19 protein-coding genes are annotated in these 25,691 nt (G+C 52.5%); 6 read left to right on the top strand and 13 right to left on the bottom strand.

The genetic code is table 11. The features are described from left to right. Positions 1-18 precede the first annotated feature (18 nt). The 12 genes from FW415_RS14860 to FW415_RS25410 form a co-directional block, all read right to left on the bottom strand. On the bottom strand, positions 19-861 hold the full coding sequence (locus FW415_RS14860; RefSeq protein WP_168208832.1) for an endonuclease/exonuclease/phosphatase family protein: 843 nt from the start codon (positions 859-861) through the stop codon (positions 19-21). A gap of 65 nt (positions 862-926) precedes the next feature. Further along, positions 927-2,660 carry a RagB/SusD family nutrient uptake outer membrane protein gene (locus tag FW415_RS14865; protein WP_148386425.1) on the bottom strand — a complete coding sequence of 578 codons (1,734 nt, stop codon included), beginning with the start codon at positions 2,658-2,660 and terminating at the stop codon, positions 927-929. 7 nt (positions 2,661-2,667) lie between these two features. Beyond that, positions 2,668-6,036 (bottom strand): TonB-dependent receptor, encoded by a 3,369-nt coding sequence (locus FW415_RS14870; RefSeq protein WP_210420697.1) that lies wholly within the window; start codon positions 6,034-6,036, stop codon positions 2,668-2,670. A 262-nt stretch (positions 6,037-6,298) separates the two neighbouring features. Then, positions 6,299-7,447 (bottom strand): FecR domain-containing protein, encoded by a 1,149-nt coding sequence (locus FW415_RS14875; protein WP_148386427.1) that lies wholly within the window; start codon positions 7,445-7,447, stop codon positions 6,299-6,301. A gap of 277 nt (positions 7,448-7,724) precedes the next feature. Continuing rightward, positions 7,725-8,306, bottom strand: a complete 582-nt coding sequence (locus tag FW415_RS14880) for an RNA polymerase sigma-70 factor (RefSeq protein ID WP_148386429.1) — start codon at positions 8,304-8,306, stop codon at positions 7,725-7,727. Between the two features lie 205 nt (positions 8,307-8,511). Beyond that, positions 8,512-9,033, bottom strand: coding sequence for a DUF192 domain-containing protein (locus FW415_RS14885; protein ID WP_148386432.1), 522 nt, complete (start codon positions 9,031-9,033; stop codon positions 8,512-8,514). A gap of 62 nt (positions 9,034-9,095) precedes the next feature. Next, the gene (mqnE, locus tag FW415_RS14890; RefSeq protein WP_148386435.1) at positions 9,096-10,277 is read right to left on the bottom strand and encodes an aminofutalosine synthase MqnE; all 1,182 of its coding nucleotides are present in this window, start codon (positions 10,275-10,277) and stop codon (positions 9,096-9,098) included. Further along, positions 10,274-12,400: a M43 family zinc metalloprotease gene (locus FW415_RS14895; RefSeq protein ID WP_148386437.1), complete on the bottom strand. Its 2,127-nt coding sequence runs from the start codon at positions 12,398-12,400 to the stop codon at positions 10,274-10,276. Before FW415_RS14895 ends, mqnE begins: the two co-directional genes overlap by 4 nt. A gap of 102 nt (positions 12,401-12,502) precedes the next feature. Beyond that, positions 12,503-14,137 (bottom strand): NupC/NupG family nucleoside CNT transporter, encoded by a 1,635-nt coding sequence (locus FW415_RS14900; protein ID WP_148386440.1) that lies wholly within the window; start codon positions 14,135-14,137, stop codon positions 12,503-12,505. 169 nt (positions 14,138-14,306) lie between these two features. Further along, the gene (trxA, locus tag FW415_RS14905; protein WP_148386442.1) at positions 14,307-14,624 is read right to left on the bottom strand and encodes a thioredoxin; all 318 of its coding nucleotides are present in this window, start codon (positions 14,622-14,624) and stop codon (positions 14,307-14,309) included. A 135-nt stretch (positions 14,625-14,759) separates the two neighbouring features. After that, positions 14,760-16,304 (bottom strand): OB-fold nucleic acid binding domain-containing protein, encoded by a 1,545-nt coding sequence (locus FW415_RS25405; protein WP_246858750.1) that lies wholly within the window; start codon positions 16,302-16,304, stop codon positions 14,760-14,762. Beyond that, a complete protein-coding gene (locus FW415_RS25410) occupies positions 16,301-18,397 on the bottom strand; it encodes a DNA polymerase III subunit alpha (protein ID WP_246858751.1) in 2,097 nt (698 codons plus the stop codon). Before FW415_RS25410 ends, FW415_RS25405 begins: the two co-directional genes overlap by 4 nt. A 99-nt stretch (positions 18,398-18,496) precedes the next feature. Here FW415_RS25410 and FW415_RS14915 point away from each other — a divergent pair, with 99 nt between their 5' ends. Beyond that, positions 18,497-19,162, top strand: coding sequence for a C40 family peptidase (locus FW415_RS14915; RefSeq protein WP_148386445.1), 666 nt, complete (start codon positions 18,497-18,499; stop codon positions 19,160-19,162). Between the two features lie 187 nt (positions 19,163-19,349). Next, positions 19,350-20,081: a TylF/MycF/NovP-related O-methyltransferase gene (locus tag FW415_RS14920; RefSeq protein WP_148386447.1), complete on the top strand. Its 732-nt coding sequence runs from the start codon at positions 19,350-19,352 to the stop codon at positions 20,079-20,081. A gap of 139 nt (positions 20,082-20,220) precedes the next feature. On the opposite strand, the gene FW415_RS14925 is transcribed toward FW415_RS14920, so the two are convergent. Continuing rightward, entirely contained in the window at positions 20,221-21,711 is a 1,491-nt protein-coding gene (locus FW415_RS14925) for a polysaccharide biosynthesis C-terminal domain-containing protein (RefSeq protein ID WP_148386450.1), read from the bottom strand. A 185-nt stretch (positions 21,712-21,896) separates the two neighbouring features. Here FW415_RS14925 and FW415_RS14930 point away from each other — a divergent pair, with 185 nt between their 5' ends. Genes FW415_RS14930 through FW415_RS14945 form a run of 4 tightly spaced genes read left to right on the top strand, consistent with a single transcriptional unit; the run spans position 21,897 to position 25,670 of the window. Further along, complete coding sequence (locus FW415_RS14930; RefSeq protein ID WP_148386452.1) at positions 21,897-22,751, top strand: alpha-1,2-fucosyltransferase; 855 nt, start codon at positions 21,897-21,899, stop codon at positions 22,749-22,751. A gap of 12 nt (positions 22,752-22,763) precedes the next feature. Beyond that, positions 22,764-23,588 (top strand): glycosyltransferase, encoded by an 825-nt coding sequence (locus tag FW415_RS14935; protein WP_148386454.1) that lies wholly within the window; start codon positions 22,764-22,766, stop codon positions 23,586-23,588. Further along, entirely contained in the window at positions 23,589-24,755 is a 1,167-nt protein-coding gene (locus FW415_RS14940) for a glycosyltransferase (protein ID WP_148386457.1), read from the top strand. It begins immediately after the preceding gene. Between the two features lie 3 nt (positions 24,756-24,758). Next, positions 24,759-25,670 carry a glycosyltransferase family 2 protein gene (locus FW415_RS14945; RefSeq protein WP_148386460.1) on the top strand — a complete coding sequence of 304 codons (912 nt, stop codon included), beginning with the start codon at positions 24,759-24,761 and terminating at the stop codon, positions 25,668-25,670. Positions 25,671-25,691: the final 21 nt, after the last annotated feature.

The following is a 25,691-nucleotide window of genomic DNA, read 5'->3' on the forward strand; positions in this document are numbered from 1 at the left end:
CTGCACGCGAAGCGGGTATTATTTCATTTCCAGCACGGTTACTACCGGTAAATGATCAGATGCGGTTACGCCACCAATGACCTGATGGGAGACAACCTTGAATTTGCCGGCCGGGCGGATAGTGATGTAATCCAGCTGCCTGTCGGGTCCGGTTGAGGGGATCGTAAAACAGTTCGTTTTACAGGTATTTTCAAAAGCCGCGGCATCCAGCAGGTCAATTGTTTCGGAGCCGGGAACGGCATTAAGATCCCCGCCGAAAATAACGGGGTAAGATGACCGGGAAAGAATGCTGTCAATGACCGGTACCTGCGCCAGCCTGTTTTCTACAGTGAGGTCCAGGTGGGTAGTCGCGACGGTGTAGGTATGCCCTCCCGGGAAGGTGATCCGGGTTTCGCACAATGCTCTTTGCTCTACGTACCGGCCCGGTACTTCCAGTTTCGGCAGCAAATGTGTTTTAGAAAATTCAATTTTATGTTTTGACAATATAGCGATGCCAAAATCACCGCCCTGATAGGTGCTGGCCTTTGAGAAATAAGTGTACTGCATGCCGGTATATCCGGCCAGCGCGGCAAGCTGGTCTGTATTATAGGAACGGGTGGTTTTGATGTCCAGTTCCTGTATCAGCACCACATCGGGGCTTATGCTTCTGATCACATCTGCCGTTGCGCTGACATCCGGTGTTGTGTTGCCCGCCGGAACATAAGGTATGCAGGAGCGGACATTATAGCTCATGACGGTAATTACCTTCTGAGTGGAGGTATCGGCAACGGGAGGTTCATATTCCGAAGAGACGGCTTTATCGCTTTTGGAACAGGATAGGGAGAGGCCAGCATAAAAGGTCAGCAACATCAATTTTTTCATGGCGGTCTTTATGGATTTGAAGAAGGAACGTGGATGAAGCAACATCCACGTTCCGGTATATCTGACTACAGGTCCCAATTGGGATTCTGGCCCAGGTTTGGATTTTTTATTCTTTCGCCGTTAGGAACGGGCCACAGGTAGTGTTTGGCCGGGTCAAAGTTCCGGCCGCCCCCTTCATTCACGGATTTTTCATAAATGATATCGCCATTGGCATCCAGTCCGTTGGCGGCATAAGGATTCTGACCGAGTTCCTGGATCACAATGGAAGCCCTGGGGCCGGTAACCGGCAGGCCCATACGCTCGCCTTCTTTCCAGCGATAGATATCAAAGAGGCGCATACCTTCGAAAGCCAGCTCTATGCGGCGTTCGCGGCGAAGCTCTGTTTCAATGTCCATTCCCCAGGCTGCCAGCTCCGTCAATATCATATGGTGCATGCCCACGCGTGTACGCAACTGGTTGACGGTTTGATCCAGGATCACCTGCGTCAGCTGACCCTGTTTGAATTTGGCTTCCGCGTAGATAAGCAGTATTTCCGCATAGCGGAGCACCTGGATGTCATTGTAATCGCCATTGGTTTGCAAGGCAACGGAAGGATCGCAATACTTGATGAAGTAGAAGCCTGTCATGGAATTGGCGCCATTCCTGTTATTGGCTTTCAGACCGGCGAAACGGGGCAGGTGAAAGATGGGAGTAGGCGTTGTATTGCTGCCGGGGGTGCCGTCGTTACCACCTGTCCAGGCAGCGCCGGGCTTCAATATGGTAAGGCCCATGCGGGGATCGCGGTTCTCCCAGTAATTGGCATAGGTAGGCTCCGTGCGGTCATATAAGGGTGACAGCTCTACGGTGTTGTTGTCCCGGTATTCATATCCTTTGACAGCAGGTTTGCCATCAGTACAGAGATAAGCGTCCACCAGCGTTTTACCGGGATTGAAACGCACATAATCAATAGGCTTGCAGACCTCGCCGCTCAGGTTATGCATACGCAGGTCCTTCGCATAAAGGCCGCAGATAATGGACTCCCTGTTGGCGGGGTTGGTGGTGATATTTGATGCGATCGTGAATAACGCCGTATAATCTGCATATAACGAGAACTGGTTGGACTGCATTACCTGCCATGCGGCGTCAGCGGCTACTTCCCAGCGTTCGTTCTGCAACGCTACGCGGGCTTTGACAGCGAGGGCGCCCCATTTGTTGATCCTGCCTATGTCTTTGCCAACAGGCCGTTCTCCGCTTAGTTTTTCTGCCGCCCAATCCATATCCTCCAACATCCAGTCCACTACCTGGGCTTTGGGAGTGCGGGGCCCGTATGTTACCGGATCTTCGGCGGTGAGCACCTTGTCTACCAGCGGTACATCACCATAAAGGCCGGTAAGGATAAAATAGTTAAATGCACGGATCACCTTTACTTCTGCTGCATACCGGTCCTTTACCTCTTGCGGGATGTCCGCACGGTTATAATTTTCCAGGAAGTTATTGCAGCGGAATATGTTTGCATAGGAGGTATTCCACCAACTGGATACCGGGAAGCCGTCATTGCCATGCTGGCCGCCGGAAACCTTGTTGAGGCCGCCAGTGATCTGTCCCCAGTAGGCTGACTCGGCGCAACCCTCTCCAAGGTTGATCAGGTCTTTGGAAAAAGAGGAATAACATACCAATGTTGCAGCGCTCAACTGCGCTTCTGTTTGCCAGAAGGTTTCATTGGTAACGGAATCCAGGGGGAACTTGTCGAGAAAATCTTTTTTACAGCCTGCTGCAATAAGCAACAGGATACCGGTGAATAATTTTATAGCTGGTTTCATTGCTTGATTATTTAAAGGTGATGGTCATGCCCAGAATAATTGTTTTAACCTGCGGATACGCATCTCCGGAAGTGGAACGTACTTCCGGGTCATAGGCATAGAAGTAATCGGAGCGGGTGAACAGGTTGTCTGCGGAAGCATATACGCGCATCCTGTCTATATTCGCCCTGCGCGTAAGATGCACCGGCAGCGTATAGCCAAGCTGGATGTTCTTTACCCGCAGGTAGGATGCATCCTGTATCCAGTAATCAGCAAATTCCCGGTTGTGCGTCTGTCCATAAAAAAGCCGGGGGTAAGCAGCATTCGTATTATCCGGAGTCCAGCGGTCGGTGTGTATCTTTTGCGGAACGGAATAATCGTTGATGAAAGCATGGATCGCTTCCTCTTTCAGATAGCCGTCTACCTGGCCAACACCTTGCAGGAAGAAGCTGAAATCAAACCCTTTCCAGGCCAGATCTCCCCTGAGGGCGTAGGTGTAACGGGGGTATGGATTGCCTATTATCGTTCTGTCATGGCTGTCGATGATGCCGTCTGGCTTTCCATCAGGCCCACTGATATCCCTGTATTTCAGATCCCCCGGTTGTGTAATGGCGGTGTAGCTGCTGATGGTCGGGAACCCGGGATCTGTGTATCTCCCGGTATTCTGATCATAACCGCCGAAATCGCTTATCTGTGCCAGCCCGTCCGTCTGGTAACCAAAAAAGGCATTCAGCGGGTCGCCTTCCCTGATCAGCTCTTCTCCGAGCGAAGCCGCGCTTTTTCCGAGGGTGACTACTTTATTGGTAACATCTGAAAGGTTGAAATTCACACCGTATTGCAGGCCGCCTGCCTGATCTCTCCAGCCGGCGCTCAGTTCCCATCCCTTGCTTTGCACTTTGCCCATATTCACCAGCGGCAGGGCTGCAGCGCTGGTAAAGCCGATGAGCGAAGGATAGACCGGTTTCAGCAACGCATTTTTATTGTTCTTCACAAACCAGTCGGCAGTGAACGACAGCCGGTTGCGCAGCAATTGCAGGTCTAGCCCGATGTTGGTCATCTCTATGCTTTCCCATACCAGTTCCTCATTGCCTAATGAACCCTGGGAAAAACCTACCGTTTCCAGGCCGCCCATGGGATATGGGTTCAGCACTCGGGTAATGCCGGTAAGATAGGGGTACAGATCTCCGGCGCCCACGTTCTGGTTGCCGAGCTCGCCATAAGAGACCCTTATTTTTGCCAGGTCTACCACAGGCTTTATGAAATGGAGGAAAGGTTCTTCACTGAGTTTCCAGCCTGCGGAAAATGAAGGGAAAGTGCCCCAGCGGTTTCTGGGCGAAAAGCGGGAAGTACCGTCACGGCGAAGGTTCGCTTCAAAAAGATACCTTTCCTTGTAATCATAGTTGAGCCGCCCGAAGTAGGAGCGTAGTGCCCAGTGGGATTCTGTGCCGCTGTTGGAGATGTCTTCCGTTCCCAGGTCTATCTGCTCCACGCCATCCATCAGGATGTTCCTGCGGGCCGCTCCAAGCCATGCGGTAAATCCCCATTCCTGGGAGTAACCTGCGAGTGCCCGGAGGTGATGCCCTCCGAAGTCCTTTTCATATGTCAGCAGGCTGATGAAAGTCTGAGTCAGGTCATCCCTGTTATTACGGGAGATACTGTTGCGCAAGGAAGCATTGACTGGATCGTCCGAGCCGTCCGGCGTGTAACGCAGCATGGCGTTATTGAACTCTTTCGTTTGGTCCATAACGCTGGTAAAAGCATATTGACCGGAGATGTTCAGCCCTTCAACAAGTTTCAGCGTTGCGGAAAAGTTACCTGCGGGATTCCGGGAATGGAACCGGTTGTACCCGGAATTATAGCCAACATTCACCGGATTGGTAACAGATCCGTACGCATAATACGGCGTTTCTTCCCATCCGCCGCCACTTGCCGGCGTCAGCCACTTCACCGGAACGAGGGGGCTGATGCGCTGCGCGAGCCGGAAGACGCCGGCGGTACCGGAGGACGCATTGTCCAGCCTTTTAAAATCCATATAGCTGATATTGGCATCCAGCTTGAGCCTGTCGAATACTTCCGTATTCACCCGTATCCGCAGGTTGTTCCGGGCTGCATTATAGCTTTCTCCAACAATAAGCCCGTCCTGATCGAGGCGGCCATAAGACAGGTAATATCCTGTTTTCCCGCTGCTGCCGCTGAGATTGAGCGTATGGCTGTGCTGGAATGCGGAAGATTTGTAGATTTCATTGATCCAGTCCGTATTGGAATAATTGTTCGGATCATTGCCTGCATCGTATGCAGCAAAGGCATCATTCAGATATACTGCGGCGAGGCCTGCATTTTCCCTGGCTTCATTGTGCAGTTCCATAAACTCGCGTCCGTTCACCAGCTCCGGTAAACGGGTCGGTTGCTGGAAGCCTGCATAACCGGCATAGTTGAGGGAGAGCTGATCGCCGATCCTGCCTTTTTTGGTCGTGATCAGTATCACGCCATTCGCTGCGCGCGCGCCGTAGATGGCGGCGGAGGCCGCATCCTTCAGCACGGAAATGCTTTCAATATCATCCGGGTTCAGCATCTCGTGATTGCCGCCCATCACACCATCTATCAGTATCAGCGGACTGTTGGAACTGTTCAGCGTATTCACTCCCCGGATAGCAATGGATAACCCTGGTTGTCCGGGCTGCCCTGATGCGGACTGGATCGTAACGCCGGGCAATGCTCCCTGCAGCCCCGCAGAAGTGGAGGTTACGGGCCGCCCCTCAAATACGTCCCCGTTCACAGTAGCTACCGCACCGGTGAGGTTTACTTTTCGCTGGGTACCGAAACCAACTACCGCCAGCTCATCCAGTTTCCTGGCCGATTCCTTCAGTACGACCTGTATGTTCGTTTGTTTCCCGGCGCTGACGGTTTGCGATTCGTAACCGATGAACCTGAATTCCAGTATCGTGTTCTCCGGATCGTCTACAGTCAGCCGGAACCGTCCATTTTCATCCGTAATGGTACCCTGGTTGGTATTGGCGATAAATACGGATACGCCGATCATCACTTCGCCTCTTTCATTCAATACCTTGCCGGTTATCTCCCCCGGCGGCTTTACCGTGGCGGCCTCTGCCGCCTTTACCACAATGATCTTGTCTATCATCGTGTACGTAAATGGCTGTCCGGCAAAACAGCGGTCCAACACTTCCGCGAGCGGCGCATTCTTTACACGGATACTGATCCTGTTTGCTTTTTCCAGCAAGGATTCCTTGTAGAAGAACTGGTAACCGGTCTGTTGTTCTATCTCCCGCAAGATGCTGGCTAATCCTGCATTTTTGCTGGAAAGTGTAACCTGCTGGCTGAAGCTTTTGGCGCTGACATGCAGTGCGGCAACAAATAATAGAACAGCGGTGAGTTTCATAACAAGCATTATTTTATGCGGCATGCGGCGATTCCCCGGCCTTTCCGGCATGCACTTGAAAAGAATGTTATCTTTCATACATTTGTGATGGTTTGGATTTACAATGAGCAATTGAGTACAGATTGTTTGTAGTTGATGGTCCAGGCTATTCGCCGGGAGTGGTCGCACACTTCCGGTTTTTTTATTCACCTGGACGAGAGGGATGAAGGTGGTAGCTGTTATTTCATATCTACAGGTTTTTTAGGTGAGTGCAATGATGTTTTTATCGGTTCACGATCAGTTTGTTCCCTTCTATATTGAAATGCAGGCCGCTGGTTTCCAATACGCTCAGCAGTTTTGATAATTTTACATCCCTGGATATTTTCCCTGAGAAGGCGTCCTTCGGCATTTCAGCGGGGAGTTGTACGGATATGTCATACCACCGGGCCACCTGGCGCAGAATGCCGGCCATATCCTGTTTGTTGAATAAAAAATATCCGTGCTTCCAGGCCACTGCTTCTTCCACATTAACGGCTGCCAGCCTGATCTTTTGCGTAGCGCTGTTCAGTTGCGCCTGCTGCCCGGGTTCCATCAGGATGGTTTCTTTGCCTGCTGCCAGCCGGATGCTGCCTTCCAGCAGGGTGGCGCTGATGGTTTGCTCATCCGCATACGCCATGATATTAAAATGTGTTCCCAGCACTTCCACTTCGATCTCGTTCGTTTTCACTTTAAATGGCTTCGCTGCATGCTTCGCTACTTCAAAATATCCTTCGCCGGTGAGCTCCACTTTCCTTTCCGGGCCGGTAAAGGCGGTGGGATACGTAAGGGAGGATGCGGCGTTCAGCCATACCCTTGTGCCATCCGGAAGGAGAACCTGGTATTGTCCCCCGCGTGGCGTGGCAAGTGTGTTATAACTGATGCCGGATGATGCGGTACCTGGCTGGTAAACCAGTTTGCCTTCCTGCGGCTGCTGTACACTGGCGCCGGCTTGCTGCGCAATGGTGCCGTTGGCGGTGCTGTCCAGCGTAATCGTGCTGCCATCCGCCAGGGTAAGCGTGGCTTTATTGCCTCCGGGCATTGCATCGTTACGGAAGACCGTATCTTTTGTGGCGGTCACCGGCAATGGCGCTGAAACGGGCCTCATCATCCAGATCGCTGCTCCCGCAAGCAATAGCACCACTGCTGCTGCCGCCCAGCGCAGTGGGGACAGCCTGTAGATCCTGCCGCTGCGTTTTTCCTGCTTTATTTCCTGCTGCAGGCGATGCAACATTTGTTGACGCACCTGCTCTTTCTCGTACTCATCTTCCGCGGGCCAGTGCACTTCTTCCATATCCATTGCACGGTACCAGCTGTGCAGCTCCGTTATTTCTTCCGGACTGGCTGTTCCATTGGCGTACCTGGTAATAAGATCTTGTAAATGTTCTCTTGTCATTTTATATGGTATATGCGTTGGCGTTACTCGTTGATCAGGCCGGCCGGCTTGCTGTTGGTCCTATGGCGACAGGCAGGGCCGCTTTCCGGATACTTTCCGGTTTCCCCCGACGGAGCAGGAAACTGCGGCGTATCGCCGGGCAAGTTGATGATGGATAATGATAACGGCAGTAAACAGGAATATAATTTCATATCAGGGAATATCTGACAGGCAAAAGCCTGTTTCCCTATTAGTACCCATAACTTCACCGGAACCCTAGCCGGAAAGCTCTGTTTTTTTAGAAAATTATTGTGAAGGCCGCCGGCAGGAGGAAAATATAGAATCTGCGCAGGGAGGAGCGGAGGCTTTTCAGCGCCCGGGTGATGTGGTATTCAACAGTTTTGAGGGATATATCGAGTTTGTCGGCTACTTCAACCATGGAGAGATGCTCTTCCCGGCTGTATTTGAAGACCAGCCTGGTTTTCTCCGGCAGTTTTTCCACCTCTCCGGCCAGGAAGTCTTTCAGGAACTTGGCGTCGAGTTTTTCTTCTTCTTCCGCCACTGTTTCCAGGGTGGTATTATTCGCGGCCAGCAATTCCTGCTGCCTTTTTTCCCTGGTAATGGCTTTCAGTACGGAGAATTTGACGGCAGTGCCCAGGTAGGCAGGGAGGGACTGGATCACGAGCGTCTCCCTGCGCAGCCAGAGGCTGAGCAGCACATCATGCACGATCTCTTTAGCCGCTTCTTTATTTTTCATGTGGTAATAGCCAACAGCCAACAGCCTTTCCCAATACCGGCGGTATATCTCGGAAAAGGCCCATTCTTTGCCCGTTTGCATCAGGCAAAGCAATTCGCTGTCGTCCAATGAAGAATGATCCATATGCACAAAACTTGCAGGAAAAGTACTCAAATAGGTACGAATTGGTTGATCCGGGAGTTTAAATCTAAATTAATTTTAAGAAAAGTTATACCCGGCCGTCAATAAAGGCCGGTCTGGTTTTGCCTGAGCCAGTCTCCGGCCGCCAAATAGAAGAGGGGCTGCCCGGATTTTTACGGACAACCCCTCTTGCTGTATTCACGGCAGTTTATTGCCTGGTGAAGGCGATCCTGTCGCCGAATTTTATTTTATTCCGGTCGGTGAAACCGGCATTCACTTCTACCACATACTGGGCTTTTTTGAAGGATGGCAGGCTTTCTTCGGACAGGGGCGTGGCATATTTCTGGATGGATACGATCTCCATTTTTTCATCTACATACATGATATCCAGCGAAATGTAGGTGTTCTTCATCCAGAAAGACTGTTCTTCCGGCGCAGCGAAGATGAACAACATGCCCTGGCTCTCCGCCATCGCTTTGCGGTCCATCAGGCCCTGCGCTCTTTCTTCGTCCGTTTCTGCGATCTCTATATCGATGGTCTTGATGGTATCGCCTTTTTCCTTGCTGATGAAGGACAATACGCCTTCTTTCTTAAAGGCCGGGCCGTTATTTTCCGTTACTGTTGTTGTAGTGGACGTTTCGTTGCCGCTGCCTTGCTTCGAAGCCGGATTGTTGTTACAGGCCCCGATATACAGGCAGCTCATGGCGGCCAGTATGATCGAATATTTCATGCGTGTTGATTTTTGAGCCCTGAAGATAGTAAAAGGGCCGTATTATGCCAATGCGGTTCCGGTCAGTTCATGAGTTCCTCGTCTGAAAAGACCACATCGGAATAATCTTTCACTTCGTTATATACCGTATCTCTTTCCACCGGCACCCGTCCGGCCTGTTTAATGAGCATTGCCAGCTGTGCGGTGTTCATGGAGGGGTTCTGTTCTTCAGAGCCTGCCATGGAATAGATCTTCGTGGTATCGTCAATGGTGCCATCGAGATCATTTACGCCGAAGGAGAGGGTGAGCTGTGCGGTATTCCGGCCCAGCATCGGCCAGTAGGCCTTGATGTGGGGAAAGTTGTCCATATACAGGCGGGCGATGGCGTACACTTTGAGGTCTTCCACCACGGTGGATTCCGGTATGTGCGCCATTTCATTGTCTTTATTGCGGAATTTGAGCGGGATGAAGGTGTTGAAACCTTTTGTTTCGTCCTGCAGGTCGCGCAGGCGGGTCATATGGTCAACGCGGTGCCAGTAAGCTTCTATATGTCCGTAGAGCATGGTGGCATTGGTGACCATGCCCATGTGATGTGCGGTCTTGTGAATATTCAGCCATCCATCTGCATCCACTTTATCATGGCAGATCTGCTGCCGGATATCCGGGTGGAAGATCTCTGCGCCGCCGCCGGGCAGGGATTGCAGGCCGGCTTCTTTCATGATGCGCATGCCTTCTTCCACGCTCACTTTTGCTTTACGGAACATATAATCCAGCTCCACGGGCGTAAAGCCTTTGATATGCAGCTCCGGGCGGTGCGCTTTTATTTTTTGCATCAGTTCTGCAAAGAAATCGAGATTCATTTTCGGGTGTACGCCGCCAACGATGTGCACTTCAGTAACCGGCTGGTTATCATATTTCTTCACGATGTCCAGCATTTCGTCTATGCTGAGTTCCCAGCCTTCTTCGCGGTTTTTGTACAATCGGGAGTAGGAGCAGAATTTGCAGGTGAACACGCAAACGTTGGTGGGCTCGATGTGAAAATTGCGGTTGAAATAGGTTTTGTTACCGTGTTTTCGTTCGCGTACGTGGTTGGCCAGCGCGCCGAGATAACCGATGTCTCCTTTTTCAAACAGCGTTACGCCGTCTTCCTGCGAGAGCCTTTCCTGTTGCAAAACCTTTTCTGCTATCCTGCGCAGATCTTTGTCCAGTGCGGATGCGGTAAGTATTGTCTCAAGTCCGGGCTGTCTAGCGATGGTCGTCGTCATTTTACTTTCACTATTTTATATGTCCTCACCTGTTGCCTGTAGAACAACTTTACAAAGTAAACACCATTTGCCTCATTTACCAAATCAATTGTCATCCTGTTACCGGCGCGGGTGACCGGTTGCCGCTGGTACACCAGCCTTCCGGAGGCATCATAGACGCAGAGGCCCTGCAGATCGTCCGGCCAGGTATCGAACTCTATATAAAAGTGGTTGCTGAAGGCATTGGGCCAGATGAGGATGCCGTTCTCCCGCAGATTGCGGTTCTTGTCTTTCTGAACGATATTGATATGATCGAGATAGATATTGTTCTCATAATTGGAAGTATTGCGGAAAACGACCCGGAATTGCTGATGATAGATGAAGGGTGTCAGGTCAATAGAATCGGTGCGCCATTCGTTCTGGCCGGGCACAAATTCTTCGATCACACGGGTGGCCCGGGTGATGAGGGATTTGCCCCATTTTTTGTAGCCGGTATGAATGAAGGTTTGCCCGCAATCTGTAGTCAGCAGCACTTCCAGGGTATCCCAGGGATTGCCTTGCATATCCGGGTCGGTAGCCACGGCCGCGGCGATATCGAAGAACAGGAATACGGAATCCGCACTGGTAGCGTCCACTACCGGCCCGGCCAGTTCGTCCACCTGGTCGTTCACCGCATAGCCGAGGTTGCGTATGACGGCGGAGCTGCTGCTGCCTCTGCTGCCTGTTCCGGCCCTTTCCCAGGTAAAGCTGCGGTCCGGATTAGTGATGCTGAAGCCCGCGGGCGGGAATATGCCGCCTTCGAAGGTTTCCAGGAAGGGGAAGTTCACCGGGGCATAATAGCTGAAGCTGATGGTACTGGTGTCATTTTCCGGTTTTTCGTCCGCATGGCCGTTCGGGAGATCGGTATAAACTTTCAGGGTGAAGCTGCCCGTATTGGCATTGAAGCCGGGCAAGGTTACACTGGTCTGTTCCTGTGAGGCCAGGCTGCCGGTCCAGCTCTGGCTGACGGGGGCGCCATCGTCAATGGCATAACGGATGGTTACGCTGGTGAGCACATCGGCGCCGCGGTTCTTCAGCGTGACTACGGGCGACTGGCCGGTGACGCAGATATAGCCCTGCGGCTGCTGTATTTCGGTAATGCCGGCATCACTGAGCTTCAGGTCTACCGGTACACAACCGTCCGAAGTCATGAGCGATGCGCGTTGTGCGTCCAGCGCATTGCGCATGCGGTCCGTCTGCCCGGTGGTGAACAGGTACATGCAGGCGTCATTCACATAATCCATATAATTCATGAACATGATGCCCGGCGTGAAGGGCTGGCAATTGTCCGTTACAGGAAAGGAGGGGCAGCCATAGGTCTGGTTGCCCTGTTTCGGGGTATCGTCTACGCCGTCATCATCAACGCATGCGCCGCCGTCATCTGCCCAGATATGCCGCAGGCCGAAGAAGTGGCCGATCTCATGGGTGAGGGTACGCCCGAGGTTGAAGGGGGAAGAAGCAGTGCCGGTATTGCCGAAGGCGCGGTAATGCACCACTACGCCGTCTTCCTCCGGCGGATAGATGTCTCCGGGCGGGGTGGCCACGCCGAGGTAATTATCCTGCAGGTTGCAGACCCATATGTTGAGATAGCGGGTATTGTCCCAGGCAGGACTGCCGCCGGTGCTGGCGTATTTCACGTCCCGGGCGGCGCCATTGATGGAAAAGGAGTTGCGGGAAGTGGCGGTACGGATGATGCCGGTGGTGGGGTCCCCGTCCGGAGAGCGCACGGCCAGGCAGAACTGCACTTCCGAATTGCCAACAAGACTTTGCCACATGGCCGGTACCTGGCTGATATCGGTGTTCTGCGCAATATAGTCGAGGTTCAGGCTTTCCAGCTGCCCCAATATCTGTGTATTGGTCACCTGTTCAGGGTCCGGGAGAACGATATGTACTACGACGGGGATGGTTACCCGGGGATTGATGCGGAAAAAACGGTTGTCCGGCCTTTGCCGGCTTAGCTGGCTTTCCACCAGCTGCAGTTTTTTGGCCAGTTTCGGCTGGAGCAGGAGCTTTTGGGACAATGCTTCTTCGGTACCACATTTACGCTGTGCTGTGGCGGATACGCAGCAGAAGATCATCAAGGCGATCAGGGCAAGATTACGCAAGTTTTGCTTTTATAGGTGATGGTAAATAGGCATCCGTATTGTAAATGTAAGCATGGCTGTTGAGATCTTTGTCATTTTTCGATCAATCCCCCTTTTTTCCGGTCAGCTCAGGGCCCCGGCTATGCAACCGCACATCAGGCAGGCGATGGTGCCGCCTATCAGTGCTTTAACACCCAGTTCGGTGAGGTTCTTCCGCTGGTTTGGGGCCAGCTGGCTGATCCCGCCGATCTGGATGCCGATAGAGGCAAAATTGGCGAATCCGCAAAGGGCATATGTGGCAATGAGCAGTGATCTGGGGTCCTGTATCACGCCGTCGGCTTTCATCTGCCCCAGGCTTTTGTAGGCCAGGAACTCGTTCAGCACGGTCTTTTCCCCGAGCAGCTGCCCGATGGCCACCATATCCTGCTTCGCTACACCGATCATCCAGGCTACGGGGGAGAAAATGTATCCCAGCAGCATTTCGAGGGACAGCGAGGTATATCGCCCTCCGCTCATGGCGGTGATCTGGGGATTCAGCCCGGTCTGACCGCCCGCCCATCCCAGCATGGCATTGACCACGTACATCATGGCGGTGAACACGATCAGCATGGCGCCTACGTTCACGGCCAGTTTCAGGCCGTCGGTGGTGCCGAGGGACAGCGCATCCAGGAAGTTGTCACCCAGTTTCTCCTTGGGTACATGGAGATCTTTGGAGATCAGGTGTTCCTGCGTTTCGGGGAACAGTATCTTGGCGCATACTATGGCGGCAGGGGCGCTCATGATGCTCTGGCTGAGCATATGCAGGGCAAAATAGTTCTGCTGGTCGATGTCCGCCCCGCCCAGCATGCCCACATAGGCGGCCAGCACACTACCGGCGGTATTGGCCATGCCGCCCACCATGATACACAGTATTTCCGAGCGCGTCATCTTTTCCAGGTAGGGCCGTATCATCAGCGGCGCCTCCGTTTGCCCCAGGAAAATATTGGCGGCGGTAGACAGGCTTTCTGCCCCGGAAATGCGCAGCTTGTTCAGCAGGTAGGCAAATACATATACGATCTTCTGCAGGATGCCGAGGTAGTAGAGGATAGACGACAGGGCGGCAAAGAAAATGATATTCGGCAGCACCTGCACGGCGAATATATAACCCCAGGAGCCGGTGAAATCCGCCAGCCCCTCGAACATGAATTCGGTGCCTTTGTGGCTGATATTGATCAGGTCTACAAAAGCGCCCGAGATGGAGGACAGTACGCTTCTGAATACTTCGGGATTGCAAAGCTTCAGGTAAACGGAGAGGGTAAGGATGAAACCCGCTGCCAGGATGGTCCATTTCAGCAGCTCCAGGCTGCGCCGCTGCAGTACCTTGATCATCGCCACCACCGGCAGGAGGCCGGCGAAGAAAGCCACAGCGGGGTAGGTATACTGATGGCTGCGCAGGATGCCAAAATAAAAACCGGCCAGGGCGGCAAGCGCCAATGCCCAGCTTGCGGCATCCCGGGGAAGCCCGAAGCCTTCCTTTTGCTTCCGGCGTAGCCGGTTGACCGTAAAAAGCAGGATGAGCACCCCGAAACAAAGCCAGAAGACGGGCTGCCCGCCGGCTTGCGTGTGCAACACCCCCATGGCGAACATGATCTGGGCAAAAATGCCTATGCCGACCAGTTTCCAGTTTACGGCTTTGCGGTTATTGCTTAACAGGTAACAAACAGCGATCAGAAAGATCATACCCAGGCCGCCCCGGGCAATATTTTCCCATGTTGCCATGCAGTGATTTTGTGTGAATGTTGAGGTTGATCTTGCAGCAAAATAAGCGATTCCCGTGAGATCACATAAAAATCTGCGGCAGAAGCGGTCAGGCAGGAACAGACGGCAAAAAAAAGAGGGCGCATCATTAGCTGATGCACCCTCTCCGGATCTTTATGGTTAGCCTCTTTTAGAGGTTAGCCTGAATTTTCTTTTCCAGAACAGATTTGGGCACTGCACCTACCTGTTTGTCAACTACCTGGCCGTTCTTGATGAACAGGATCGCAGGAATGCTGGTGATGCCATAGTTCATGGAGATCTGCGGATTGTTGTCCACATTCACCTTACCGACGTTAACCTTGCCATCGTAGTCTTTGGACAATTCCTCGATCACGGGGCCGATCGCGCGACAGGGGCCGCACCATTCCGCCCAAAAATCAACCACACTCAGTTTGTCCGAGCTTAATACGGTGGTCTGAAAGTTCGCATCTGTGAATTCTAAAGCCATTGTTATGAATTTAAAAGTTTGTAAAATCTTGTAAATGATTGGTTTTTAACGTTTTTGATATTTTACGACTATCAAATCGACATGCAATATATGCAAAAACTAAACCGGTGTAAAACTACTGCTTTTTTGACACGCCTACTTATTGATTGTGTCAATATAGATATCGATATCCGGCTGCTGCTCCAAAAAATGCGCCAACTCGTCATTCATCTCAATATGCCGGTTAAATGTATGCAGTTTAACGGTGAGGTCTTCCTGCGGATCTATCAGCTGCATGTACACTTCGCATTTCCCCGGATGTTTGGCGGCATTGTCTACCAGGAAGTCGATCACCTCCGTGGTAATATGCTGGGGCTGGGTGAACAGCCCTAATTTCCGGGTATGGGTGCGTTTTACCTCCTGCAGCAGTTGCATGCCCTGCACTTTGAACTCGTATTCATTGTCGTTGAAACGCCTGGGTTTGAAAGCGCCGTTCACATAGAGGCAAAGCCCTGATTTGAAGTGTGTGGTGAAACGGAGGAAATCCTCGCTCCACAGGGCAAATTCGAACTTGCCGGTATAATCCTCCAGCGTCATGATGCCGAACTGTTTGTTGTTGCGGGATATCCTTTCCACTGCGCCCGTGACGTAAACAGCCATGCGGAAAGACCGTTCCCGGCCTTTGTTATTGTCGGATGGCTGGCTGAGCTGGTGCTGATATTCCAGTACTTCGGCAATGGTGTTCATATTGTAATACTTCAGCTCAAACCTGTAATCGTCCAGCGGATGGCCGGAGATATAGATGCCGGTTACATCGCGTTCATTGTTCAGCTTGATGGTCAGCGGCCAGGGATCGCAGGGGGGGATCTTCGGTGATTGTATTTCGGGCATCAGTTCATCGCCGAAGAGGCCGCCGGAGGACTGGCTGCCGGCCTGTGCCTGTTGCCCGAACCTGATGATCTTTTCAAGGCCATTGGTATTGTCTCCGTCCGGTTTGTGGAAATATTGGGCGCGATGCAGTTCCGGGAAGCAGTCGAGTGCGCCGGACATGGCCAGGGCTTCCAGTGATTTTTTGTTCACGGCGCGCTGGTTCACCCGTTTGATCATATCAAATATGGTGGCATACGGGCCGTTCTTTTCCCGCTCTTCAATAATGCTCTCGATCGCGGCCTCGCCTACACCTTTCAGGCCGCCCAGCCCGAAGCGTACCTGACCTTTTTTGTTTACGGCGAAACCGTTGAAGGATTCGTTCACATCCGGCGGCAGTACGTCCAGCCCCATGCGCTTGCACTCTTCCATAAAGAAGGTGATCTTTTCCAGGTTGCTGGCGTTGTTCAGCACGGAGGCCATATATTCGGCTGGATAGTGGGCTTTGAGGTAGGCGGTCTGGTATGCCACGAAGGCGTAGCAGGTGGCGTGAGACTTGTTGAAGGCGTAGGACGCAAATGCTTCCCAGTCCGTCCACACCTTGTCGCACATCTTCAGGTCATGCCCGTTTTCCTTGCAGCCGGCGATGAACTGCGCCTTCATTTTGTCCAGCACGGCTTTCTGCTTCTTACCCATGGCTTTCCGGAGAATATCCGCATCTCCCTTGGAGAAGTTGGCCATTTTCTGGCTGAGCAGCATCACCTGTTCCTGATATACGTTGATGCCGTACGTTTCGGCCAGGTATTCCTCCATGACCGGCACATCGTAGGTCACCGGCTCCAGGCCTGTTTGCGGCGGATGAAGGTGGGGATGTACTCCAGCGGGCCCGGGCGGTAGAGGGCGTTCATGGCGATGAGGTCATCGAATTTATCCGGTTTCAGTTCCCGGAGGTACTTCTGCATACCCGGACTTTCAAACTGGAATGTGGCGTTGGTTTCGGCCTTCTGGTACAGTTCATATGTCTTGGCATCGTCCAGCGGAATGGAATCGATGTCGATATCGATGTTATGGTTCTTTTTGATCAGCTGCAGTGCGCCTTTGATAATGGTGAGGGTCTTCAGCCCCAGGAAGTCCATCTTGATCACGCCCGCACTTTCGATGATATTGCCTTCGAACTGGGTCACCAGCAGGTCGGAGTCCTTGGCAGTGGCCACGGGTATCAGCTCGGAGAGGTCTTTCGGGGCGATGATGATGCCGGCGGCGTGAATGCCGGTGTTGCGTACGGAGCCTTCCAGTACGCAGGCTTCGCGCAGCACTTCTCCCTGCACATCGTTGCCTTTGATGATCTCCCGCAGTTTCTTGACGTTCTCGATATCTTCTCCCATCAACCCTTCTTTTTCCGCCAGGCTCTTTTCGCCTTCCAGCGGAGCATTGAAGATGCGGGAGAGCTGAATGCCCGGCTTGTCCGGCACCAGCTTGGCGAGCATGTTGGATTCCATCAGCGGCAGGTCCATTACCCGCGCCACGTCCTTGATGCTCATTTTGGCGGCCATGGTACCGTAGGTGATGATCTGCGCTACCTGTTGCTTGCCGTATTTCTGTACCACGTAATCGATCACTTTCTGACGGCCCTCATCATCGAAGTCCGTATCGATATCGGGCATGCTCTTGCGTTCCGGGTTGAGGAACCGTTCGAACAGGAGATTATATTTTATCGGGTCGATATTGGTGATGCCAATGCAATAGGCTACAGCGGAGCCGGCAGCGGAACCGCGGCCTGGTCCGATGAATACGCCGAGGTCGCGTCCGGCTTTGATGAAATCGGATACGATCAGGAAGTACCCCGCGAAACCCATGTTCTCGATCACGTTCAGCTCAAAGTTGATGCGCTCCTCTATTTCTGCCGTCATCTCCGAATAACGCTTGTACGCACCTTCCATGGTGATGTGCCGGAGGTATTGGTCCTGCGTGAGAAAATTGGGCGGGATGGGGAAGTTGGGCAGCAGGATGTCCCGCTTGAGGTCCAGCAGCTGCACCTTGTCCACGATCTCGTTGGTATTGTCCAGCGCCTGCGGCAGATCAGGGAAGAGCTTGCTCATTTCTTCCGTGGTCTTGAAATAGAACTGGTCGTTATAGAAAGCGAAACGTTTGTTCTTCACCATCACATCATCGTCCGAAAACTCTTTCATCGTGGGCGTGCTCTTCTTTTCGCCGGTATTGATGCAGAGCAGGATGTCATGCGCGTTGGCATCCACCTGGTCCACATAATGCGAGTCGTTGGAAGCAATGATCTTCACGTTGTATTTTGCGGCGAACCGTACCAGCACCTCATTCACCTTGATCTGTTCGGGAATGCCGTGGCGCTGCATCTCCACATAGAAATCCTCCCCGAAGATATCCAGCCACCACTTGAATTCCTTTTCCCCGGCTTCTTCACCGTGTTTAAGGATGGTCTTGGGCACCGAGGCGCCGAGGCAGCAGGTAGTGGCAATAAGGCCTTTATGGTATTGGAGGATCAATTCCTTGTCGATCCGGGGATATTTGCCGTAGAGGCCTTCCATGAAGCCCAGGGAGCAGAGTTTGATGAGATTGCGGTACCCTTCATCGTCCTTTGCCAGCAATACCTGGTGGTAACGGATGTCCTTTTCCTCCCGGGTAAACTGGCGTTTATGGCGATTTTCCACCAGATAAAATTCACAGCCCACAATAGGCTTGACTTTCAGGCGTTTATCTTTAGGATCATCTGGATTCAGCTTGTGATTATAGGCTTCTGCAACAAACTGGAATGCGCCGAACATGTTGCCGTGGTCTGTGATGGCAAGGGCCGGCATGTTATCGGCCATTGATTTCTTATAGAGCTGCTTGATGTCCGCAGCTCCGTCCAGCAGCGAAAACTGCGTGTGTACGTGCAGGTGAGAAAACTTCATCGTCGTCGGTTCTTATACGCTGTTCTTGAAAAATGGAGCGGGTCAAAGAGCAAAAAAACGACATTTTTTTTATATTGCAACCATTTTAAACCGGTGTACATGATGAGAAGAACGGGAAAGACCTTTTTTATTCTGACAGTTTGCGCTGTATTCCTTGCCAGTTGTGCGGTTACCAAAAAGCAACAGCAGACCGCATCGAAGCCGGCAAAACCGCAGGAAGAAAAAATGGAGTTCATTGATGGCATCGCCATCTCCCCGGACGCCAAATCTTCCGTTCACCAGTACAAGGGCCGCAATACACAGACAAAAAACAATTCCACCGCAAACAGTCTCGAAGCCGCCGAAAGCTGGCAGTTCAAATACGCGCAACTGCTGGACGTGCCGGTGGAAAATGTCGGCAATGCCCGGCTCTTCACTTTTATTGAGGACTGGTGGGGCGCTCCCTACCGCCTTGGCGGCAACTCCAAAACCGGGATCGATTGCTCCAATTTCGTGAACACCCTGCTGGGCGCTGTCTTCCAGATGTCCATCGCCGGCAACTCCATTCAACTCTATAACAAGGTAAAACGTCTCCGGAACCGGAACGAGCTGCAGCTTGGGGACCTGGTGTTCTTCGCTATCAACCGCAGCAAACGCATCTCCCATGTAGGCATCTATCTTGAAAACGACCGTTTTGTGCATGCATCTTCCAGTTCCGGTGTGGTGATCAGCGATCTGAAAGAGCCATATTGGAAGAGGTATTATGCCGGAGCGGGGAGGTTATAAGCGATGCCGGCAGCACAAATTGCTGTAAGCCAGCCCTGACGAGAGCAAAAATACGCAACGCAATACCCATTTGCCCCGATAAATGGACCTGCCGCTGTCGTAAACTGTATCAGCCGAAAAAAAAAGTAAATATTAATACAAAATAATATTTATTTTTACCGCCGAGCTTAATCTGTCACACTGTTGTATGAACTATCTGAAGAAAATCTATCGCTCCGTTTTTCCTGAAACGGTTGCACTTCCTGCTGATTTTGACAATTTTCACCGCGAGATAACGGAAAAAGTAAAGCCCTACACAATGACCAGTGCTGAGCGGGTCTTCTCCCTGGTGGAGGCCGTCCGGTATGTCAACGAAAGCGGCATTACGGGAGATATTGTGGAATGCGGGGTATGGAAAGGCGGCAGTATGCTGGCTGTGGCGGAAACGCTGGTGTCTATGCAGGATACTGACAGAACGCTGTATATGTATGATACTTTTGGCGGCATGCCCGAACCGGAGGAGGTAGACAGGGATTTCAGGGGCGAGCAGGCTTCCGCGCAGCTCGAGCGCGATACTGACAAAGAGGCAAGCGTGGTCTGGGCATATGCGAACCTGGCTACCGTACAGGCTACCATGGGGCAGAGCAGTTATCCTGAAGACAAGATCAGGTATGTGGCCGGTAAAGTGGAGGAAACCATCCCGGAAACTTTGCCGGAAAGAATTGCGCTCCTTCGCCTGGATACGGACTGGTACAGTTCCACCAAGCATGAGCTGATCCATTTGTTTCCCCGGCTGGAGCCCGGCGGCATTCTCATTATCGATGACTATGGTCATTGGAAGGGCGCCCGTCAGGCGGTAGATGAATATTTCGCGGAAACGGGGATACGGATCTTCCTCGGACGTATCGATGAAACCGGCAGGATCGCCATCAAACAATAATCTTCCTGCTATACACTGCATGTACGGGGCTGACCAAAAAGTAATGGTCAGCCCTGATTTATCCGGGTACCTGATGGAGACCTGTCATTGTTTAAGCAATCCTCAAAGCCCTTATTTTTCTTTTTGATCAGCTGCTGTTTTACCGCTGTTTGCGCCGCAGCCGCCGCATGATCATCTCATACCCTTCGGTGACATCTTTCGATAACCCGAAATAAAGCACTGTTCCGGCAAAGATGCCGGTAAACAATACGCTCCGCACGATCACGCTGAGGTAAGGGTCATCTATCCGGATAAAATAGCAGATCAGGTAACCGGCCAGGCCGGCCAGCAGGATATACAGCGTCTTCAGCGTAAAGGGCTGCAGCCGGAATTTGAACCAGAGGAAGCTGAAGCGGACGAGGCTGAATACGGTCAGCGAAAGGAGGTTGGCCATCGCATTCCCCTGGATGCCGAACATCTTCAGAAAGGTCACATTCAGCGGAATGGCAATGCTGAATTGTATAAGGGTAGAGAAGAACTCGAAGCGCCAGTGGTTGGATGTGCCGATGATCTGTGAATTCACCCCGAAGCTCATTTCCAGCGTGCGCATGATGCCCAGGTAAAAGATCACGGGAATGCCCTCGTAATAGATCTCCGGGATGGCCAGGATGCGGAATACCTCATGCACATTCAGCCAGATCAGGATGAAGACCAGCATGGCGTAAGTGAACATGGTGGTGGAAGAGCGCGCGTAAATGCTTTGTATGGCCGGAAGATCGCGGTCCTTCCAGGCCTTGGCCAATACCGGCACCGCAATGGCGATCGTGCTCCTTTGCGGGATCAGGATCAGCGTGCTGATATAGGTGGAAAACTCGAAAACAAAGCCCTTGCTCAGGCCCTCCACACTGGAAATGGACAGGTTGTCGATATTACTGGCCACCACGCTCAGCACTGCGCCGCCGTACAGCAGGGCATTGAAAGAGATCATTCTGCGGGCCAGCTTGCGCGTTACGCGGCTGATGCGGAAAGAAAAGATCAGGTCGCGCTGCCGGTACAAATAAATGATCAGCACAACGAATAATACGGCGTAAATGCCGGTATAGCTCCATACGTACGCGGGAACGGAGAACAGGCCGGCGATCAGCAGTATGGCCATGATCAGGTTCAGCACACGAAGTCCTACTTCTTTCAGGAAGATGGGGTAGATGGATTTGTACTGGTTATAGGAATAGTTCTCGAAGACGGAAAAGAGCAGGTAAAAGAAGCTGAAGGGCATCAGCAGATAATAGTAGTCAACGACATAAATACTTTTGGTGCCGTATTTACGCACCACCAGGTCCTGCAGAAAATAAGCGCCGGCGAGGGAAAGCAGGAAGCCTATGCCGCAGAGTATCAGCACAATACCGAAGATATCCCTTTTGGCGGGCGGCAGCAGGTCGCGGTAGTAAGGGAAGAACTTGTTCATCATGGCTACGGAGCCCATGTTGGACACGGCGAAAACAATGGTGGCCACACTGATGAAGAACCGCGTCAGCCCGGCAATGTCCGGATCCACCAGCTTCGCCACCATGAGGGTATAGAGGCCGCCAATGCCAAATCCGATATAGGTGATGATAGATGATTTGATGCTTTGATTCCGGATGATGCCCATACGCGCAATGCTTGTTGCTATTGTATAGTGAACGGATGCCGCACTATATTTATAGCGGAAAATGCTGAATTTGGCACAAGTTTAAGGATTTAAACGGATAAATGCCTATTCGGCTGCGATGTACGCTATTGTCATTACCGGCAAGTGGAGATAAATAGATATTTTTGCGCCTAAATCAGCTGAATTTGATCCTTGTTCAATTAAAAGGCGGGCTGGGCAACCAGATGTTCCAATATGCGGCGGGCCGTTGCCTGTCATTGAAGCATAAGGTGCCGTTGCTGCTTGATCCCGCCAGCTATGAGCCGCGTCAGGCTGCCATGTATGCGCTGGACGGGCTGAAGATCAATGCGCAGATCGCGGAGGACAGGGTGTGGAAAGCATTTCAGCCATCCCTGCCGGCGAAGGTACTGAACCGCCTGTTGCCGGCCCGTCTGCGAAGGATATATAAAGAGCCGCTCTTTCATTTTGCCCCGGATTTTTTCCGGGTCAGTCCGCCGGTGTACCTGAAAGGGTACTGGCAGAGCTGGCGTTACTTCGAGCCGGTGAAGGATATTATCCGCGAAGATTTCCGTTTTCAAGTGGATTTTCCCGAAGCGGTGCAGGAGAAGGCGGCGGCGCTGGCGGAGAGCAATAGCGTGGCCATGCATTTCCGGCGCGGGGATTACACCAGCACCGATGCCGTACAATATCATGGCATCTGCGAACCGGCGTATTATCAGCAGGCTGCGCAATATATGCAGGAATGGCTGCCGGATGCGCGCTTTTATATCTTTACCAATGATCCGGAATGGGTGCGCAACAATCTGCCGCCCGGCATTCCCTGTGAGATATTAAGTGGTGCGCTGAGCCATACGCAGTATGAAGACCTCTTCCTGATGAGCCGTTGCCGCCACCAGGTGATCGCCAACAGCAGTTTCAGCTGGTGGGCCGCCTGGCTGAATACTTTTGAAAACAAACAAGTTGTGGCCCCGCAACGCTGGTTCGCTACCAGTGAAGCGGACGCGAAAGACCTGGTTCCGGGAGACTGGCACCGGATATAGAAAAACAGTTACATGCCCGCATCACCACGTATATCCGTACTTTTACCCGTTTATAATGGCGCCGCCTTCCTGGCGGCTACCATCCGGTCCGTACTGGAACAAACGGAGGGGGATTTTGAGCTGTTGATACTCAATGACGGTTCCACGGATGACAGCGAAGCGATAACGTTGTCATTTGCGGATAGCCGTATTCGTTATTTCCACCAGGAGAACCGGGGGCTGATCGCCACGCTGAACCGCGGTATTGCAGCAGCGAGAGGGCGCTACATCGCGCGGATCGACAGTGATGACATCTGTCTGCCGGAACGTTTTGCCAGGCAGGCAGACTGGCTGGATGCGCACCCGGACGCCGCCGTGGCGGGATGTTTCGTTACGTTTATTGATGAAACCGGGAGAGAAACGGGTACCTGGCCGGATGACCGCCGTTATGTATCTGAAGAGGAGATAAAGGGGGTATTGCCTTATCGCAATGTTATCGCGCATCCGGGGATCATGGCCGTCAGTGCAGTATTGCGGGAATATGGATATGATCCTCGTCAGCAGCATATGGAGGATTACGATCTCTGGCTGCGCCTGCTGGCAGATGGAAAACGTATCGGCAAAGTGCCGGAAACGCTGCTGTTGTACCGGGTACACCAGGCTTCGGTCACTGCGCAGCATATCAAAAAGGTCAACCTGTTCTTCCGGCAGTTCCATTGCAAACGCCGTTTTCTGGCCGGGCGCCTGGCGAAAGGGAAGTTTTCCGCTTTTGATGCCAGGGTGGTTTTGGGGATGATGAAAGACCTGTTGACGGGGATGGGCAAATGGGTGAAGGGTAAAAGCATAAAAGACAAGTAAATGTATCCATGGCTGATCCTGAAAAGACGCATAGAAGGGGTATTCATTTTTCCTTTCGCCCTGCTAGGCAGGCTGATCGCCCGTTTCCGGCCATTGAAAGCGGAGTATGATATCTTCTTCTTTTTCCCCTTCTATCATGTTGGCGGCGCGGAGAAAGTGCATAGCGAGATCGTGCAGCTTTTCCCGGAGAAGAAAGTAGTGATCTTTTTTACGAAGCGATCAATGAACGAAGCCATGCTGCCGAAGTTCCGGGGGGCAAACATCACTGTTTTTTCAATCTCCGCGTACACGGACAATAAGTGGCTGTATTTTCTGAACCTCATCTGGCGCGGAATAGCCGCCGCTTATATTCACCGGCAGCAGCACCGGCCACTGGTATTCAATGGGCAGTGCAATTTTGCGTACAAGCTGAGCCCGCATCTGCGGAAAGATATCCGGCAGATAGAGCTGATCCATTCCTTTTGTAGCTTTTCCTACATCCGCATACCCTTCATCCCTTTTTACGATACTACCGTGATGATCAGTCGCGATGCGATCAACAGCCATCTTGCGCTGTACCGGCAATACGCCATACCGGCGGCATATGCGGAAAGGATCAGGTTGATCATGAATGGCATTCCCCTTCCGGAAAATACTGCCAGCCAGGCGGAGGGGCCGCTGCGCATCCTTTATGTAGGGCGCGGCACAGCGGAGAAGCGCGCGCACCTTGTGGCGCGGATCGCGCAGGAAGCAGGCGTGCAGGCGGGGTTTGTGGGACCGGTGGAAGATGCCATACCGGCGGATCTACGGGCTGGCTGCATCTTTTACGGGGAGCAGACGGACGCGGAGGCGATAGACCGGCTCTACCGGCAGCACCAGGTGATCGTGATCACCTCTTCCCGGGAGGGTTTCCCGATGGTGATCATGGAAGGTATGGCTCGTGGATTGGCTGTGCTGGCCACGAATGTGGGAGATATTCCGTATCATGTACATTCTCCCGAAGCCGGTCATCTGCTGGATGCGAACCTGGCGGAGGATGCCCTGGTAGCGGATGCGGCGGCATGCCTGCGGGAGTGGGCGCAACGGCCGGAGCTGCTGCGCCGGATGAGTGAGCATAACATCCGTTACGCCCGGGAACATTTTGGAATGGACGCTTTTGCGACCGCATACCGCAGTCTTTTGTCTTGACTTATGAAGCAATTATCTATCATCATCATCACCTTCAACCGCCCGGAAGATCTCCTGGCACTGTTGCGTAACATCACGATGCAGCAGGAAGCGGCAACCCTGCTGGAAGAGGTGATCATTATCAATAATGCTTCCACGGCGGATTATGGTGTGGTGGAGGATTTTATTGCCGGCTACCCCTGTTTCAAATATCATTACTCCCCTGAAAATCTGGGTGTGGCGCGGGGGCGTAACCTCGGTATCTCCAAAGCCACGGCGCCCGTGCTCATTACGCTTGACGATGATGCCTGGTTCCGGGATACGGATGCTTTGCAGAAGATCGCCGGAGCGTTCGCTTCGCCGTTCATCACCGCCCATAATGTGGGCATACTGTGTTTCAAGGTACTGTACGCCAGCACGAATCAGCTCCAGGAAAATGCATTCCCGCACAAACGTTTCGAAAAATACCGGCATAAAACGCAGTTCCTGGCGCCGTATTTCATCGGTTGCGGGCATGCGGTGAGGAAGGAAGTATATGAGCAGGCGGGCCTTTATCCGGTGGATTTTTTCTACGGCATGGAGGAGTATGATCTTACCTACCGGGTGCTGGACAAAGGTTACGGCATCGCCTATACGGCGGAGGTGGTGGTATTGCACAACGAGTCGCCGCTGGGCCGTACCCCGCATATGCAAAAGATGCAAATGTTATGGGTCAATAAAAGCAAGGTGGCCTACCGTTATTTGTCATTGCTGTGCTTTATCACCACATCGGTGATGTGGTCCCTGGAGTTCCTCAAAAAAACCGGCTGGAACTGGAAAGGCTGGCTGGCCGGATGGGCGCAGGTATTCCGCATTCCCGGCCGGGAGCAGCGCACGCCGCTGCATGCCCCGGCAAAAGCTTATCTGAAGAAAGTGGAAGCCAGGCTGTGGTATTGAGTGGGAACAGGTATTCTCTCA

The organism is Chitinophaga sp. XS-30, from assembly GCF_008086345.1.
In the GTDB taxonomy this organism is placed as follows: domain Bacteria; phylum Bacteroidota; class Bacteroidia; order Chitinophagales; family Chitinophagaceae; genus Chitinophaga.